Annotated in this window: 7 protein-coding genes; 3 read left to right on the top strand and 4 right to left on the bottom strand. The window is 66.7% G+C overall.

The window, feature by feature from the left end:
- Positions 1–69 precede the first annotated feature (69 nt).
- Positions 70–7,686 (top strand): two-partner secretion domain-containing protein, encoded by a 7,617-nt coding sequence (locus AC1RRC_RS17815; protein ID WP_493056851.1) that lies wholly within the window; start codon positions 70–72, stop codon positions 7,684–7,686.
- Between the two features lie 21 nt (positions 7,687–7,707).
- On the opposite strand, the gene AC1RRC_RS17810 is transcribed toward AC1RRC_RS17815, so the two are convergent.
- Positions 7,708–8,301, bottom strand: coding sequence for an IMPACT family protein (locus AC1RRC_RS17810; RefSeq protein WP_493056850.1), 594 nt, complete (start codon positions 8,299–8,301; stop codon positions 7,708–7,710).
- Between the two features lie 65 nt (positions 8,302–8,366).
- On the opposite strand from AC1RRC_RS17810, the gene AC1RRC_RS17805 reads away from it, so the two are divergent.
- On the top strand, positions 8,367–10,334 hold the full coding sequence (locus AC1RRC_RS17805; RefSeq protein ID WP_493056849.1) for a helicase-related protein: 1,968 nt from the start codon (positions 8,367–8,369) through the stop codon (positions 10,332–10,334).
- A 19-nt stretch (positions 10,335–10,353) separates the two neighbouring features.
- Here AC1RRC_RS17805 and AC1RRC_RS17800 read toward each other — a convergent pair whose 3' ends face one another.
- Positions 10,354–12,537 (bottom strand): LamG-like jellyroll fold domain-containing protein, encoded by a 2,184-nt coding sequence (locus AC1RRC_RS17800; RefSeq protein WP_493056848.1) that lies wholly within the window; start codon positions 12,535–12,537, stop codon positions 10,354–10,356.
- 151 nt (positions 12,538–12,688) lie between these two features.
- Positions 12,689–13,483 carry a substrate-binding periplasmic protein gene (locus tag AC1RRC_RS17795; RefSeq protein ID WP_493056847.1) on the bottom strand — a complete coding sequence of 265 codons (795 nt, stop codon included), beginning with the start codon at positions 13,481–13,483 and terminating at the stop codon, positions 12,689–12,691.
- 147 nt (positions 13,484–13,630) lie between these two features.
- Here AC1RRC_RS17795 and AC1RRC_RS17790 point away from each other — a divergent pair, with 147 nt between their 5' ends.
- The gene (locus AC1RRC_RS17790; RefSeq protein ID WP_493056846.1) at positions 13,631–14,089 is read left to right on the top strand and encodes a YciI family protein; all 459 of its coding nucleotides are present in this window, start codon (positions 13,631–13,633) and stop codon (positions 14,087–14,089) included.
- Position 14,090: 1 nt separating this feature from the next.
- Here the strand turns inward: AC1RRC_RS17790 and AC1RRC_RS17785 are convergent, their stop codons facing one another.
- Entirely contained in the window at positions 14,091–16,001 is a 1,911-nt protein-coding gene (locus tag AC1RRC_RS17785) for a TOL_0244 family TonB-dependent receptor (RefSeq protein ID WP_493056845.1), read from the bottom strand.
- Positions 16,002–16,088 lie beyond the last annotated feature (87 nt).

The raw sequence follows: 16,088 nt of genomic DNA, 5'->3' as shown, positions 1-16,088 counted from the left end.
GTTGCCGCCGTGTTGCGCATCGGACGCCATCGGTTCACGTTGTTCCGGCGACCGCCGCGGCGCGTGGCGATGTTGCTCGTACGCATGATGGCACGCCTGCTGGGGGCACGCGCCGCCTGGGGCCGCACGGCGGCCGCGCTGGCCATGCTGGCGGCGGCAACCTTGACCACCCCTGCCGCGCATGCCGCGCCGCCTTTGCCAACGTTATCCGCCACGGCGCTGCCGACCGGCGCCACCCTGGCCGCAGGCCAGGCGAGCGTGGCGCAAACGGGCAACCGCATGGACATCGTCCAGCAAACCGGCAAGGCCATCCTCAACTGGGACACCTTCAATATCGGCAGCGGCGCCGCCGTGACGTTCCGCCAGCCCGGCGCCGACGCGGTGATCCTGAACCGCGTCGCCTCCAATGCGCCGTCGCAATTGCTGGGCAGCCTGTCGGCCAATGGCAAGGTGTGGCTGGTCAATCCGGCCGGCATCATGGTGGGTCAGGGCGCGACCCTGGATTTGCATGGCTTTGTCGCCAGCACGCTGGCGGTGCGCGATGCGGATTTCCTGGCCGGACGCATGCTGTTCAGCGCCAACCCGCAAGCGGCGCAGGCGGGCGCCGTGCGCAACCACGGGACCATCACCACCCCCGCCGGCGGCACGGTCTACCTGGTGGCGCCGGATGTGCAAAACCATGGTGTGATCCGGGCCCCGGGCGGTGAAGTCGTGCTGGCGGCCGGCGCCAGTGTGGAATTGCTGGACACGGCCACGCCCGGCGTGCGGGTCGCCGTGACCGGCGCCGAGGGCAGTGCGCTGAACCTGGGCCAGATCGTCAGCACGGCCGGGCGCATCGGCATGGCGGGCGTGCTGGTGAAAAACAGCGGCGTGCTCAATGCCAGCAGCGTGGTCAGCGAAGGCGGACGCATCTTCCTGCGCGCCACCAGGGCCGCGGTGACGGATGGCGCCGCGCAATTGCTGGCCACCGGCAGCCGTGGCGGCCGGATCGAGATCACCGCTGACAGCGTTGCCGTGCAGGGGACGGCAACACTGGATGCTTCCGGCGCCAGCGGCGGCGGGACGGTGCTGGTCGGTGGCGATTACCAGGGCGGCGGCAGCCTGCCGCACGCGCAAACCGCGTTACTGGGCGCGGACGCGGTGCTGCGCGCCGATGCGCTGGACTCGGGCAACGGCGGCAAGGTGGTGCTGTGGTCGGACCAGGCCACCATGGCGCAGGGCGCCATCAGTGCACGCGGCGGCGCGCAGGGCGGCGACGGCGGGCTGGTGGAAACCTCCGGCCTGCGGCACTTGTCGATTTCAGGTCTGCGCGCCGACACCACGGCGGCGCGCGGCAAGACCGGCACCTTGCTGCTCGATCCCGCCAATATCATTATCGGCGCCGTGGCCGATGCGGATGGCGCCGGCAAAGGTGTCGATGCCGGCGCGCTGAAGGTGGATCCTGCCGACCCCGTGGTGACCCTGGACGCCGGCACCTATGTGGGCGACACCAGCAAATTGACGGCGGATGCGATTGCCACCCTGCTGGCCACCAACAGCGTGTCGCTGGCCGCCACCATGGATATCACGATCGACACCAAGATCGAAAAGACCGCCGGCAGTGACCAGACGCTGACCCTGAATGCGGGTCGCGACATCTGGCTCCGGCAGCCGGTGAATTCCACCAGCGGCGCGCTGGCGCTGAACCTGACGGCGGGAAGCATGATTCATTCCGATACGTTTGGTTCGCAAAGCCTGAATGGCGGCGTGCTGACCGCCAATGCCGGCGGCAACCTGTCGCTCAGCAATGTGGTGGCCGGTGCGGTGGCCGCCACCTCCACCAGCGGTTCGGTTGCCGTCAATGCGCCTGCCGCGCTGACCCTGTCCGGCAGCGCGGGCACCCAGTACGTGGTGACAGCGGGCGGCGATGTCACACTCACGAACCTCAGTGCCGGTGACGGCATTGCCGTCAACGCCGATGTCCACCAGCTCATTTTCAAGGGCGGCGCCTTGCAGTCGGGCGGCAGCCAGTCCTACCAGGGCAACATGGTGGTCAGCGCCACCACCACGGTTACCAGCGGCGGCACGGCGGATTTCAACGGGCCGCTGAACGGAACCCCGGGCCTGCAGCCGGCGCTGACCATCACCAATACCGGCCTGGCCACATTGAACGGCACCAGCGCCGGGATCGGGACGCTGAACATCAGCGGGCCCGCGCTGTTGAAGGGGAATGTCACCACGGTGGGGGCGCAGGCCTATACCGGCCAGGTGCGGATTGTCACGCCGGTCGTACTGAAGGGCAGCAGCGTCACCCTGGGCGGCGGGGGCGTGGGCAATGGCGGGGGGCTGCCTGTTCCGCTGACCATCCAGGCGCAAAACACGGCGCTGTCGGGAAGCTTCGAGGGATTCCAGCGCGTCAATACCGGCGGCACCCTGGCCGTGACGTCGATGGCCATGCCTTCGCAGTGGTTCCATAACGGCGCCTTGAACCTGACCGGTAGCGGCGCCCTGACAGCCAGTGGCGGGCTCACGCTGACCGGGCCGGTAACACTGGGCGCGGATTCGGTACTGACCTTGGGCGGCGGCGCCGACGACACCTTCAGCGGCGGCATCAGCGGTGCCGGCGCCATCCTCAAATCCGGCACCGGGACCACCACCTTCAACAGCGCCAACACGTACACCGGCGCCACCACCGTCAATGGCGGAACACTGAAAGTGGCCGCGGCCGATGCACTGGGCGCCGGCAACCTGGCGATCGGCGCAGGCGGCACGGTCAACCTGGCCGCCAACGCCGCAATTGGCGGCAAATTGGCCAGCGCCGGTACGCTCAGTGGCGCCGGCACCCTGACCGCCACCGGCGGCTACCAGCTCGATGGCGGCACGGTCAGCGCGAACCTTGGCGGCGGCACGCTGACGCAGGCGTCGGGCAGTACACAACTGGCCGGCGTCCATGGCGGCGGCGCCGTCACGATTACCGGCGGCACGCTGACATTCGGCGCGGCCAACCGCTTGAGCAGTGGCGCCGCCGTCACTGTCGATGCGGCCGGCACGCTCGACACTTCCGGCTTTGCACAAACCGTCGATACCATCACCAGCGCCGGCACCGTCAACGCCGCCACGGGAACCCTGACCGCCACCAGCGGCTATACGCTGACAGGCGGCACCCTGTCCGGCCAACTGGCGGGCGGCGGCATGGCGCAGATGGCTGGCGCCGTGACCTTGTCCGGCGCGTACAGCGGCAATGCGATTCGTGTGCTGGCCGGCGCCATGACGATCGGCAGCGGCGGCTTGCAGGCGGGGGCGGCCTTGCTGCAAACAGCGTCCGGCACCGAGTTGACCATCAACGGCGCGTCCGCAACCCTCGACCTGCTCAACAACGGCATCGTGGATTTGTCGGCCACCTTGAATGTGGCCAGCGGCGTGTCGGAAAACGCGGGCGTCATCAATATCAACGGCGCGGGCGGGCAGTTTGCCATGGCCGCCGGCACAGCCTTCACCAATGTGGCGGCGGGAACGGTGACATTGGCGGGGACCCATGCGACTCCGATCAGCGGCGGCGGCACATTTGACAATGCGGGCAAATTCAACAAGACCTCCGCCGGTACGCAAAGCGCGGTGCTGACATCGAATACGGGCACGCTGACGGCAACCAAAGGCGCGCTGACCCTGTCCGGCCTGAGCGCCAATGGCGGCACCATGGCGATTAGCAGCGGCGCGACGGTGGGCGTGGCGGGCGGCACGCTGACTAACAGTGCCGGGGGCGTACTGACCGGCAGCGGCACGGTGGCCGCCAACGTCATCAACCAGGGCACGTTGTCGCCGGGCGGCGCAGCGGCGATCGGTACGCTGGCGATTGACGGCGCCCTCGACATGTCCACTGGCACGCTCAATTCGGAACTGACGTCCGCCGCGTCATATGACAAGGTGTCCGCCACCGGCGCCGTGACGGCCGGCGCCGCGTCGGTCATCAACCGCACCGACCTGGCCGGGGTGTACGGCAGTGGCGACACGTTCGATATCGTGCAAAGTACGAGTGCGCCGCTGGCCGGCGCCTTGCCGGCCGTCGCAGGTTTTGCCGTGGACAAGGCCAGTCCGTCGTACCATGCGCTGCGCCTGACGTCACAGGCGGGCGACAATTTCTGGGTGCGCCAGAGCGGCGGCGCTTATGTGTCGGGGTCATGGGAAGATGGCGCGAATTGGCTGCTGGGATTGCCGACCGCCGCGCAAATGGTGCATATCGCGCGTCCGGATACGCTGACGGTGACCTTGAGCGGGACCGCCGGTCCGGCCGTCATCAAAGGGCTGGACCTGGGCAAGGGCAATACGCTGGCGCTGAGCGGTAAGGCGAGCTTGACGCTGGGTGAGCGACTATCCACGCTGGCCGGCGTGATAGACCTCGGCAGCGGCGCGGTGTTGTCGCGCGCCGGGGATTTGACGCTGGCCGCCACAGGCGTGCTGCAGGGCCGCGGGACGGTGGACGTGGGGGGCGGCGCCTTCATCAACAACGGCAAGGTCAGTCCCGGCAATGCTGGCGATGCGGCCATCGGCGCCTTGTCGGTGCAAGGCGATTACACGCAAAGAAGCGGTGGCACGCTGGACATGGAACTCGGTGGCCATGGCGCCGGGCAGTCCGACCTGCTGGCCGTTTCCGGCAAGGCGGCGCTGGATGGCACGCTGGCGGCGGCATTGCTGCCCAGCTACAAGGCGGTGGCATTCCAGCCGATTGCCATCGTTACAGTGGCTGGTGCGCGCAGCGGCACGTTCAGCAAGGTCAACTTGCCAACCGGCTACCAGCCGGGCTATGGCCTGGCGGCGGGGGAGGCGGTGCGCGTCAACCTGGTGGCGGACGCGAATTACTTCAGCAACGGCGCCGGCACGCTGGACTGGACTGACCGCGATAACTGGAGCAAGGGCAAGACGCCCGGCAATGCGGATGATGTGGTGATCGATACCGGCCTGGGGCTGGTGGCGGGGGCGGGCAAGCAATCGATCTCGAACTTGCGCATCACGTCCGGCGCGGCGCTCGATATCAATGCCGGCCAGTTCGAGATCAAACGTGGCGCCATCATCGACGGGGCGCTGCGCATCAATGGCGAAAGCACCGCCGTAACCTCCGATACGCTGGCCGGCGGCGGTGCGCTGACCCTGAACGGCGGCGCGCTGGCATTGACGGACAAGGCGCCCGCGATCGGCTCGCTGACAGTGAGCGGTGGCGCGCTGACGCTCAGCAAGGCGGCGCTGGCGGTGGCCAGCTATACGCAGGGCGGCGGCGAAGTGAAGGGCGACGCCGCCTCCGGCGTGACGGTGGCGGGCGCGTTCAGCCAGACCGGCGGATTGATTTCCGGCCTGGGTACGCTCGATGTCACGCAGGCGTCCGGCATGCTCACGGTGGGTAATATCACGGCCGATACGGTCAACCTCAAAGCCACCACGGGCGGCATTGCCCAGAACAGCGGCACGGCACTGGCGGTGCGGCTGTTGCAAGTGGGCGCGGCGGGCGATGTGTCGCTGCCGCAGGCGAATGCGATAGCGGGGCTACAGGGCAATGCCGGCGGCGCCTTGTCGGTGCAGGGCGTGGCTGCGGTGGCTGGCGCATTGACGGCGGCCGGCGACATCGCGCTGGCGGGCAATGGCCTGGCCATCAACGCGGGTGTCACCTCCACCGGCGGCAATGTCACGTTGCAGGCCGACGAAGTGGATGTGTATGGCGGCAGTACGGTGGCGTCGGCGGGCGGTGAGGCCAATTTCGTCAAAGTCCATGCCTTGACCGCTGCGCAGCCCGTCAAATTCAGTTCGCTGGGCGGTGAAGATACCGGTACCGGCTTGCTGCTCAATGCGCGCGACATGGCGGCCTTCACCACGCCCACCCTGGTGCTGGGCGATGCGGGCAATACCGGCGCCATCAGCCTGACCGATGGCGGCGACATCGCGGCGCCCAATGTCAGCGGCACGCTGCGCTTCGTCAACAACGGCGCCTTCGGCCGCAGCGGCGCGGAAACCATCACGGCCAATGGACTTGAGATCACGGCGGTGGGTGGCATCTTGCTGGGCGGTGTCAACCACGTGAAGTCGTTTGTTGCAACCAACAGCGGCAGCGGCGATATCGTCTTCACCAATAACAGCGGCGTGGCGTCGCTGGCGCTGGGCGCGCTGGCCAATCCGGCCGGCGCTATTACCGTCGACAATACCGGCGGCATTGCCGCCAGCGGACCGGGCGCCATTACCGCGCCGGGCAAGGTGACGTTGACGGCGCACAGCCCGGTGGTCATCAATACCGCCATCAGCAGCGGCACGGGCATCGCGGTAACCGCCAGCACCGGCATCAGCCTGGGTTCCGGCGCACGGTTGACCAATACCGCCAAGGGCCCCATTGCATTGCTGGCGCAAAACGGCAGCGTGGTGCTCGACGCGGCGGCCCGTATCGACAGCGGCGGCGGGTCAACCTCGCTGGAGGCGCGCGGCGCCGGCGGCACCGTGGTGGCGCCGGCGGGCACGGTGACCGGCGGCGTGGTCATTGCATCGACAGAACTGGACAATATCGCGGCGGCGGAAGCGGCCGCGCAAGCCGCTGCGGACGCGGCGGAAAAAGCGGCGGCCGAGGCTGCGGCCAAGGCGGCGGCAGACAAGGCGGCAGCGGAGGCCGCCGCCAAAGCCGCAGCGGACAAGGCGGCGGCGGAAGCGGCAGCAAAGGCCGCAGCAGACAAAGCGGCGGCGGAAGCGGCAGCAAAGGCCGCAGCGGACAAAGCGGCGGCGGAAGCGGCAGCAAAGGCCGCAGCGGACAAGGCGGCGGCGGAAGCGGCAGCAAAGGCCGCAGCAGACAAGGCGGCGGCGGAAGCGGCAGCCAAAGCCGCAGCGGACAAGGCGGCGGCGGAAGCGGCAGTCAAAGCCGCAGCGGACAAAGCGGCGGCGGAAGCAGCGGCCAAAGCCGCAGCGGACAAGGCAGCGGCGGAAGCGGCGGAAGCGGCAGCCAAAGCGGCGGCGGAACAGGCAGCGCTGGAGGCGGCAGCCAAAGCAGCGGCGGAACAGGCCGTAGCAGAAGCGGCAGCCAAGGCGGCAGCCGAGCAGGCCGCTGCGGAAGCCGCCGCCAAAGCCGCTGCGGAGAAAGCGGCGGCAGAAGCGGCAGCCAAGGCCGCTGCGGAGGCGGCAGCTCAGGCAGCGGCGGAAGCGGCCGCGAAAGCCGCGGCGGAAAAGGCTGCGGCGGAAGCCGCCGCCAACGCGGCAGCGAAGGCGGCAGCCGATGCCGCCGCCAAGGCCGCCGCCGATGAAGCCGCGCGGCAGGCTGCGGAAAACGCCGCCAAAGCCGCCACCAGCAATACCAAACCACAGCCGCCCGTGCAGGAGAGCAAGCCGCAAGACAGCAAGCCGCCAGAGTCCAAGCCCCAGGACAGCAAGCTGAAAGACCCGGCGCCGGCAGTCAACGCCGGGGATGGCGATAAGTCTGGCAACAACAATAGCCAGCCTGACGGCTCGTCCTCAAGTCCCGCCATGCAATCGTCATCACCCGCTTCCACAGCCCTGGCGCAGGCCTTTGAACAGCAAACCATCGGCGGCGGCGCCGACAGTTTTGGCGGCGCCGAAGGTGCATCGGGCGGCGATCAAAAAGACGGCAAAGACAGCAAGGACGGCAAAGGCAAGGAAGAGGGCCAGGGGAGCGCTGGCGACGGCAAGGACAAGAAAGCCGCGAAGAAAATGACGGTGTGCCGCTAGCAGGCCAGTGGGCGTGCGGGTTTAGTCGTCGTCGCCCAGCCACAGGATGCGGCCGTGGCCCGCTTCGGTCAGGCGCGACACCAGCGCCGCCGCGGCGTCCTGCGGCAATGACAATTCAAACAGTACGTCGTCGCGGTGCGCGACGTTCAGCAGCTTGGCTTGCGCCAGTTCCACTTCGCGCCGCACCAGGCCTTCCATCGCGTAGGGCGCCGTGCAGCGCAAGGTTTGCATCCGGATGATGGCGACCTTTTGCGCACCCAGCAACGCCTGCGCCACGCTGTCCGTATAGGCCCGCACCAGGCCGCCGGCGCCCAGCTTGACACCGCCGAAATAACGTACCACGGTCGCTTGCACGCCTTCCAGGTCCTGATGGCGCAGCACGTCCAGCATGGGCCGTCCGGCGGTACCGCTGGGCTCCCCGTCGTCGACCGCCGCCGACTGGCCGCCGGCCAGCAGCGCCCAGCACACGTGCGCGGCGCCCGGGTGTTCCGCCCACAATTGCGCCACCACGGCTTGCGCGGAAGCGCGGTCGGCCATGGGTTGGACGCAGGCGATAAAACGGCTTTTCTTGATGATCAGTTCGTGGTGAACCGGGGTGACGATGGTTTGCGGCATGGCGGTATTGTACCTTGCGGCGCTATACTCGCAACCGGATAGAACCCCGTCACGCAGGAACCCCCATGACCAGTACCCACGAAATTTCCCCTCCCCCGCATGACGATGACGACGAGCGCCTGTGCGAAGAACTGGGCTTGCCGCAGCGTGGCATCACCCTGGTGAAAATGGAAGGGCGCGTGTTCCTGCGCTTTGCCGGCGAAGTGGAAGAGGTGGGGCTGCGCGTGCCATACCAGCTGGTGCCGCCCTATGGCGTGCTGGCCAAACCGTCGAAATGGCGCAAGATGGAGCGCGACACCCGCCGGGCCCTGCTGCGCGAACGCAGCGGCGACAAGGCGGTGCGCGACCTGCACGCCTACGTGCTGGAATTCGTGCGCGATATCGCCGTGGAAGCGGACGATTACGGCATGGACCCGATGACGTTCCTGCATACGCTGTCGGATTTGCAAACCTCGGAACTGGGCAGCGAAGTATGCGACCGCATCCGCCTGCGGCTGGAACACGCGGTCGAGCGCCAGCGCGAAGAGCGCCATGCGGAGCGCACCCGCCAGAGCATCAGCCTGGGGGAATATCCGGCTTCGTTCACCACGGCGCACCGCATGCCGCGCCGTTTCATCGCCATCCTGGGGCCGACCAATTCCGGCAAGACGCATAAGGCCATGGAAGCGCTGGGCAAGGCGGCCAGCGGCGTGTACCTGGCGCCGCTGCGCCTGCTGGCGCTGGAAAACTATGAGCGCCTGCAAGCGGTCACGCGCCATGGCAAGCCGCTGGCGGTCAGCCTGGTGACGGGAGAGGAGCGCCGCATCGAGGAAGGCGCCACGCACGTGGCCAGCACGGTGGAAATGCTCGACACCCGCACGCCGGTCGAGGTAGCGGTGATCGATGAAATCCAGATGCTGGCCGACCCGGACCGGGGCGCCGCGTGGACAGCGGCGGTGTGCGGCGCCCCGGCGCGCACCGTGTACCTGGTGGGGGCGCCGGAAGCCAAAAAGGCGATCGAAGCGCTGGCCGAGCGGCTCGAGTGCCAGCTGGAAGTGCATATCCTGAAACGCAAGGCGCCGCTGTCGATGGAGCCGTCCGCCGTGCGCAAGCTGAAAGGCGTGCGGCGCGGCGATGCGCTGATCGCGTTTTCCCGCCGCGACGTGCTGATGTGGCGCGACATGGTGACGGACATGGGCTTGTCGGCCGCCACCGTGTACGGCAACCTGTCGCCGGAAGTACGGCGCGCGCAGGCGCAGCGTTTCCGCGATGGCGCGGCCGACGTGGTGGTGGGGACGGATGCGATCGCGATGGGCCTGAACCTGCCGATTTCGCGCATCGTGATGACCACCACCGTCAAATACAATGGCCGCGAAGAAGAGGAAATCCCGGCCGCGCTGGCGCGCCAGATCGCCGGCAGGGCGGGGCGCTACGGCATCCACGAAGAAGGGCTGGTGGCCGGTTTTGACGATGATACGCACCAGGTGATGCGCGCGCTGCTGAAGGAAAAGCCGGCGCCGCTGAACGCCACCGGTTTTTCCGTGGCGCCGACCCTGGAACACTTGCATTTGATTTCATCGGTCACCAGTGAAACGTCGCTGCAGCGCCTGCTCAAGCGCTTCGTCCACAACATCGATGTGCCGGACGGCTTCTTTTATCCCCGCATCACGGAAGACCAGTTCGAACGTGCCGCGTGGCTCGACGCCTTGCCGCTGTCGGTGGCGGACAAATTCACGCTGTCGCTGGTGCCGGTTTCCAGCAAGGTGATGTCGCTGCAGCACGCGTGGGAACAGTGGGCGCTGGCCCTGTCGCGCGGCAAGGCCAGCCACATCAAGATCGGCGACCAGCCGATGCGCCATGTAAACCTGCAGGACGTGGAAGACCTGTGCCGCCTGTACTCCGCCTATGCGTGGCTCGGTTACCGCTTGCCGGAATTCTTCCCCGACGTGGACGCCGCGCTGCAACTGTCGCGCATGGCGTCCGACAAGGTCGATGCCATCCTGCGCGACCAGAATGCGGCGGAGCGCAAGCGGCAACCGAAGCGCTACCGCTGATCAGCCTTCAGCTACGCCCTCAGCTGTTGTAGAGCGCCAGCACGGCTGCCGCGTTCAACGCGCCGCGATAAATGCGGAAGTCGTCGATCTTGCCGTTGAAGTACGGGTCGGCATATTGCGACCGGCCGATCCAGTTCTGGCTGGTGCTGCCCAGCCGGAACGGCGCGTGGAACATATTGGCGTTGCTGCCCACCGACACGCCGTTGACATACAGCGTGCCGGTCTTGCCGGACAGGGTGACCGCCACATGCACCCACTGCCCGGTGGCCAGCGCCGCCGTGTGGTTGATGCCCAGTTCGCCCTTGCCGCCATTGGTGGTGATGGCAAAGCGCATCACGGAGCCGTTCTTGGCCGTCAGGTACATATACTGGCCGGTGCCGTCGCCAAAGTCGAAGATGCGCTGCCAGTTGCTGGCCGTGTTCCAATAGACCCAGGTGGCGATGGTGAAGTCGCCGACGTCGGTCATCAGGTTGGCCGGCAGGCTGACGTAGCCGGTGCTGCCGTTCAGCGACACGGCATTGTTTTTCTTGCCCGCCACCCAGCTGGCGCCGCCGTTCAGGGTGCCGGTATGGCCCAGGCCCGTCGCATCGGCGGCGGTGGTGCCGCTGCTGGCGTCGAACGTCAGGTGAGTGTGCAGCGGCGTGCCGGTGATAATCGTGGCCTGGTTCGACACCGCGGTTTCACCCGATGGGGTGATGGCCGTCACCACGTAATAAACAGTACCGGTCGGCGCGGTGCTGTCGGTATAGGTCAGCAAGTCCGTGATGCCGGTCTGGATGGTGGTGTACGGGCCGCCCGAAACCGTGGCGCGCTTGACGTTGTAGCTGGTGGCATAGGCGCTGCCCCACCACGACAGCACCGGCTGGCCGGCGTTGACATAGCCGGTCAGGCCGCTGGGTACGGCGCCGCTGGCAATCGCATCGAGCGTGCAGGTCAGCGTGCCGAAGCCGAGCTGGTCGTAACCGCCGCTGGTGGAGCCGGTGCCGCCATTTTCAGGCTGCACCACGAGCGCGAACTGTTTCGAATATGGCGCCGCCAGGCCCTTGCGGTTGACATAATGGTTGTACACCAGCGCCCAGCACGGCCGCGCGTTGCCCTGCGCACTGGTGGAAAACACGGTTTGGTTGACGTTGTCGACGTTGTTGTAGGTGACGTAGGGCACCGTGTAATAGGTGCTGCCGGACTGGATCAAGTTGGACTTGGCGACGTATTCGGCGCCGGCCAGGAAGCGGTTGTTGTCGTAGCCGTACAGGTCGACGCCCTGGTTCCACGCCATTTCGCAGATGGCGCCGCCCAGCGCGATGCCCAGCGTGGCGTGGCCCTGGTCGCGGCCCGATTCCTGCCACTGGCCGAGATAGCCCGGGTGCAGGTAATACACGGCTTTGTAGATGCGGCCGTTGCCGCCGCCGCTCTTGAAGTAATTGACGGCTTCGTCGAACTTCGCGCCGTCGTCGCACAGCACGCCGATGGCCAGGATGGAGGCGATGGCGCACAAGTCCCAGTTGGCCCAGTAGTGGGTCCACTCGGTATTGTTATGGCGCACCAGGAAGTCGGAGCAGATCGGATAGAAAATACCGCTCATCATGTTCTTGAACGCGGTCTGGTCGGCCGCCGCCCAGCCGCTGTAGCTGCGCATGATCTCGCCCGCGTTGGCGAATTCATAGCCATACAGGCCGGCCGCCAGCAGCGCGTTGCTATCGCCGCCAATGGCGGTCAGGGTGGCCGCCCACCCGTTCATGATTTGCACGGCCTTGTCGGCATGGGCGGTGCTGCCCGAGATTTTCCAGCGCAGTGCGCACTGGTAGGCCGCCGCCACGTCGTACATCAATTTGGAGTAATTTTCCGCGTGCACGCCGTCGCTGCCGCGATACACCACCGCTTGCGGGTTCGGCGTATAGGTGCTGGACGATTTCGGGTTGGCGACCAGCAAGTTCCAACTGCCGGACCACGGGCTGGTGGTGTACTTTGCCGCCATGCGCGTGAAGTCGGCGTCCGTGTGCAGCAGGCCCGGATGCACGAACGGTGTCGGCGCGCCGGCCGCGCGGGGGGCGGCGCCTGGCGCGGCGGACAGCAGCTCGCCGGCGCCGCCGCCACAGGCGGTCAGCGCCAGCGCGCCCAAACTGTACAGGAAACTGCGGCGCGACACGTGGTCCAGCAGTGCGGCTTCGGCGGATGGGGACGGCAAATCGTTCAGCTGCGTCATCGGGGATCTCCGGGAAAGGGTGGGGCGGTTGACAGGGGTGTTCCGACAGCGCGACCATGGTAATACAAGATGAGATATTTTAGTTATCGATAACTGATATCGATAACGTGAATAATGGGCGATCCTGGCATAGGTCGCGCCGTGGCTGAAATCAGGGTTCCGTTACCGCGCGGTTCAGGTAGGCATGGAAGCGGTTGCCGGCGAACGCTTCGCTGGCGGCGCGCAGGTAGCGTTCCACCAGCGCAGGCGGGGCGGAGGGGGAGAATGCCGCATACAGCGCGGCGCCCGGCACGGGGAGGTTCAGCAGCTTGAGCTGCATGCCGGTTCGCGCCGCGTAGTAGCGCGCGGTATGACGGTCGGAAAAATAGGCACCGCCGATGCGGCCCAGCCGCAGTTTGTCGAGGTTGGTGCGCTCCCAGTCGATGGCGCCGGCCAGGTCGAGCCGGATGCGGGCATCCTGCATGAAGGGTGGCAGCGCGCCGGCCTGCACCCAGCCCACCGTCACGCCGGCCAGGTCGGACGGGGTGCTGATCGCGTGCAGCGGGTGGTCCGGCAGCAGGGCGATGACGGGCGTAAAACGGATCTGCGGTTCACCTGTAAACTGGATATGCGCCAGTTCACGGGCGGCGGTCTTGCCCAGGATGGGCGTGAACAGCACGCGCCCGGCAATCAGGTTTTGTTCCAGCCGCGCCACCGTGACGGGCCGTTCCCACTGGAAGCGCACCTGCATGCGCGGGGCGATTTCCCTGTCAAAGAATTCCACCAGCGCGCCGTGCGGGCCATCGTCGCCGGCCGTCACGTAGGGGGCGACGGTGAACACGCCGACCGTGATGGTTTCGATTGGTGGCTGGAGCTGCGTCTGCGCCTGCGCCTGCGCGCTGCCGGGCGGCAGGGGAAATGTGGCGGCAATGAAGGCGTAGAAAGCTGCAATGGTGCGCAGGTTCACGGCACGGCTCCGGCAGGCGGGGATATGGCCAGCGTAGCACACTGGCGGCGCACCCCGTCAACCGCCTGTGGCGGGAATCCGACCGCGCTTGACAATGCGGCCAGCTGCGTCAGACTGGACGTTTATCCACTTTGCCGGGAGTTTTCCATGCTGCGTCACGCCGCCCTGACCGCCACCTTCCTGTTTGCCGCGCTGGCGGGTACCTGCACCCACGCGCAGGAAACGCCCAAGTTCGATGAAGCGCTAGCCAAGTCCCTTGGCGCCGACCAGCGCGGCATGCGCGGTTATGTGTTCGTGCTGCTCAAGACGGGGCCGAACCAGGTCCCTGCCGGTCCGGAGCGCGATGAGATGTTCAAGGGCCACTTCGCCAACATGGAACGCCTGGCCAAGGACAAGAAGCTGGTGGTGGCCGGACCCTATGACGGAGTCGAAGGCTGGCGCGGCATGTTCATCTTTGCTGTCGCCGACATCGAGGAAGCAAAAAAACTGGTGGCCACCGATCCGGTGATCATCAAGGGCGCGATGGTGGCGGAGTACCACAAGCTATACAGCACGGCCGGGCTGATGATGATGAACGAGATTCACGGGAAGTTGAGCAAGCCGTAAGTCAAAAGCGCACGATGGCGCTGAACAGCACCCCGCGTTCGAACTGGCTGTTGCCAAATTGCGCGTTGAATTCCATGTGGCGCCGGTGCAGCAGGTTCTGTCCGGTCACGGCCAGGTCGATGGCCGGCGTCACGCCCCACTGGAAGTTGATGTCGAGCTCGGAGTAGGACGGTATTGCCGGATTCGGCAGCTTGCCCACGTGGCGCAGCATCAAGTCCAGTTGCATGTTGTCCGTCAAGTCGTGCGAGGAGCGCAGCGACCAGTTGACGCCAGGGTCGTTGATCTTCAGGCCGGCGTAGGTCAGGTCCGTGCTGCCAGGGCGCAGACTGGTGCGGATCCGCTGCAGCGCCAGGCCGCCATCCAGGCGCCAGCGCGGCATCAATTGCCAGCGCCCCCAGATTTCAATGCCACGGCTGCGCGCCTGCGCCAGATTGCGCCACTCGAAGCGGCGCGCGGCGACTTGCTCGAAGGTGCGCAGGTGGTCGTAGCGGCCAACGTTGGCCGTGGCGGACCAGGAGAAGGTGGGGACGGGCTGGGCCCGGTAGCCCAGTTCCAGCACGTCTGCCGTTTCAGAAATGAATTTCGGGCCACCCGCAAGGATATATTGCGGCACGCCGTTGACGATGGGCGGTGATCCCGGCAAGTGATAGTCGCGGTCGATACGGGACGGGACGCGTACCGCCCGCGACAGGCTGCTCCACAGCAGCTGTGACGTGTCCGGTGTCCACGCCAGGCGCACGTTGGGCAGCGTCTCCCAGCCGGTGTAGTGGTTGTGCTCCGCTTTCAAGCCAGCGGTCAGCTTGACCTGCTCGGCCACGCGCATTTCATCCTGGACGAAGACATTGCCCCAATGCAGATCCAGCGCGGGCGGCAGCATGGCGGCCTGGGGCGGATTGCGGACCCGGTCCCATGACTGGCGGAAGCCGGCGCCCCACACCAGTTGATGGTCCGGATTGAGCGCAATGCCATGCTGGGCTTCCAGGTCGAGCGTATTGATGCGCTCAAAAATCGTGTTGCGCTGGTTGCGCCCGGTGTGGTCGTAGATGGCTTGCAGGCGCAATTCGCCGCCGGCCAGCTTGCCCGTGTAACGGCCCAGCAGGTTGAAGCCTTCGGCATCGATGTCGCCCTGGGTGGGATAGCGTTTTATCCTGGTCCGGACCACGTCGCTGGAGACGGTGTACGTGCCGTTATCGCCCGCCCAGTCGGCGCGAAACCCCGCCTGGTTGCGGTGGTACTCGTTGCGTGTATTGTGGCCTGCCGGGGCGAAGCGCCCGTCTTCGCGCACGGTTTTGGCATACGCCCGGTAATGGCCGTTCTCGCCCAGCGCGCCGCCGTAACGCACCAGGCCGGTCTTTTCAAACTCGCCGCCACGCAGCCGGGCCAGGCCGCCCTGGGTGTCGGCGGCGCTTTTCGTGATGATGTTGATGATGCCGTTGACCGCGTTGGCGCCCCAGATCGTGGCGCCGGGACCGCTGATGACTTCAATGCGGGCGACGTCGGCCAGCACCATGTCCTGGATGTCCCAGAAGACGCCGGAGAACAGCGGCGAATACACGCTGCGCCCGTCGATCAGCACCAGCAGCTTGTTGACCATTTCAGTGTTGAAGCCGCGCGCGGTGATCGCGTACTGGCGCGCATCGATGCGCGCCACCTGCAGGTTGGGCGCCAGGCGCAGCGCTTCCGGCAGCGAATGAACGCCGCTGCGCCGGATGTCGCTGGCGTTGATGATGTACAGGGAGGCCGGTGCAGTGGAGAGCCGGGTTTCCTGGCGCGATACGGAAGTGACGACGATATTGCCCAATTGTTCGAGCGACATATCGGCCCACTGTTCGGATGACGGCTCCGTGGCATGCGCCGGGCCGCAGGCCAGCATGACCGCCACTGCGCAGGGGAAGCATCGCCGGAACTTCATCAGCCCGTCTCCGAAGTTATGTACAGGAATCTTACTTGAGGTCGGCTGGACCGTTGCACCAATCGCAATGGGGAGTGTGGTTAATTC

Source organism: Pseudoduganella sp. GW821-FHT12E03, assembly GCF_058807115.1.
This window is presented reverse-complemented; position numbering and strand designations above follow the sequence as displayed.

What these genes read in the sequence shown, in the direction of transcription:
- AC1RRC_RS17815 (WP_493056851.1), top strand. Translation starts at nt 70, where the DNA reads ATGTTGCTCGTACGCATGATGGCACGCCTGCTGGGGGCACGCGCCGCC.
- AC1RRC_RS17810 (WP_493056850.1), bottom strand. Translation starts at nt 8,301, where the DNA reads ATGCCGCAAACCATCGTCACCCCGGTTCACCACGAACTGATCATCAAG.
- AC1RRC_RS17805 (WP_493056849.1), top strand. Translation starts at nt 8,367, where the DNA reads ATGACCAGTACCCACGAAATTTCCCCTCCCCCGCATGACGATGACGAC.
- AC1RRC_RS17800 (WP_493056848.1), bottom strand. Translation starts at nt 12,537, where the DNA reads ATGACGCAGCTGAACGATTTGCCGTCCCCATCCGCCGAAGCCGCACTG.
- AC1RRC_RS17790 (WP_493056846.1), top strand. Translation starts at nt 13,631, where the DNA reads ATGCTGCGTCACGCCGCCCTGACCGCCACCTTCCTGTTTGCCGCGCTG.
- AC1RRC_RS17785 (WP_493056845.1), bottom strand. Translation starts at nt 16,001, where the DNA reads ATGAAGTTCCGGCGATGCTTCCCCTGCGCAGTGGCGGTCATGCTGGCC.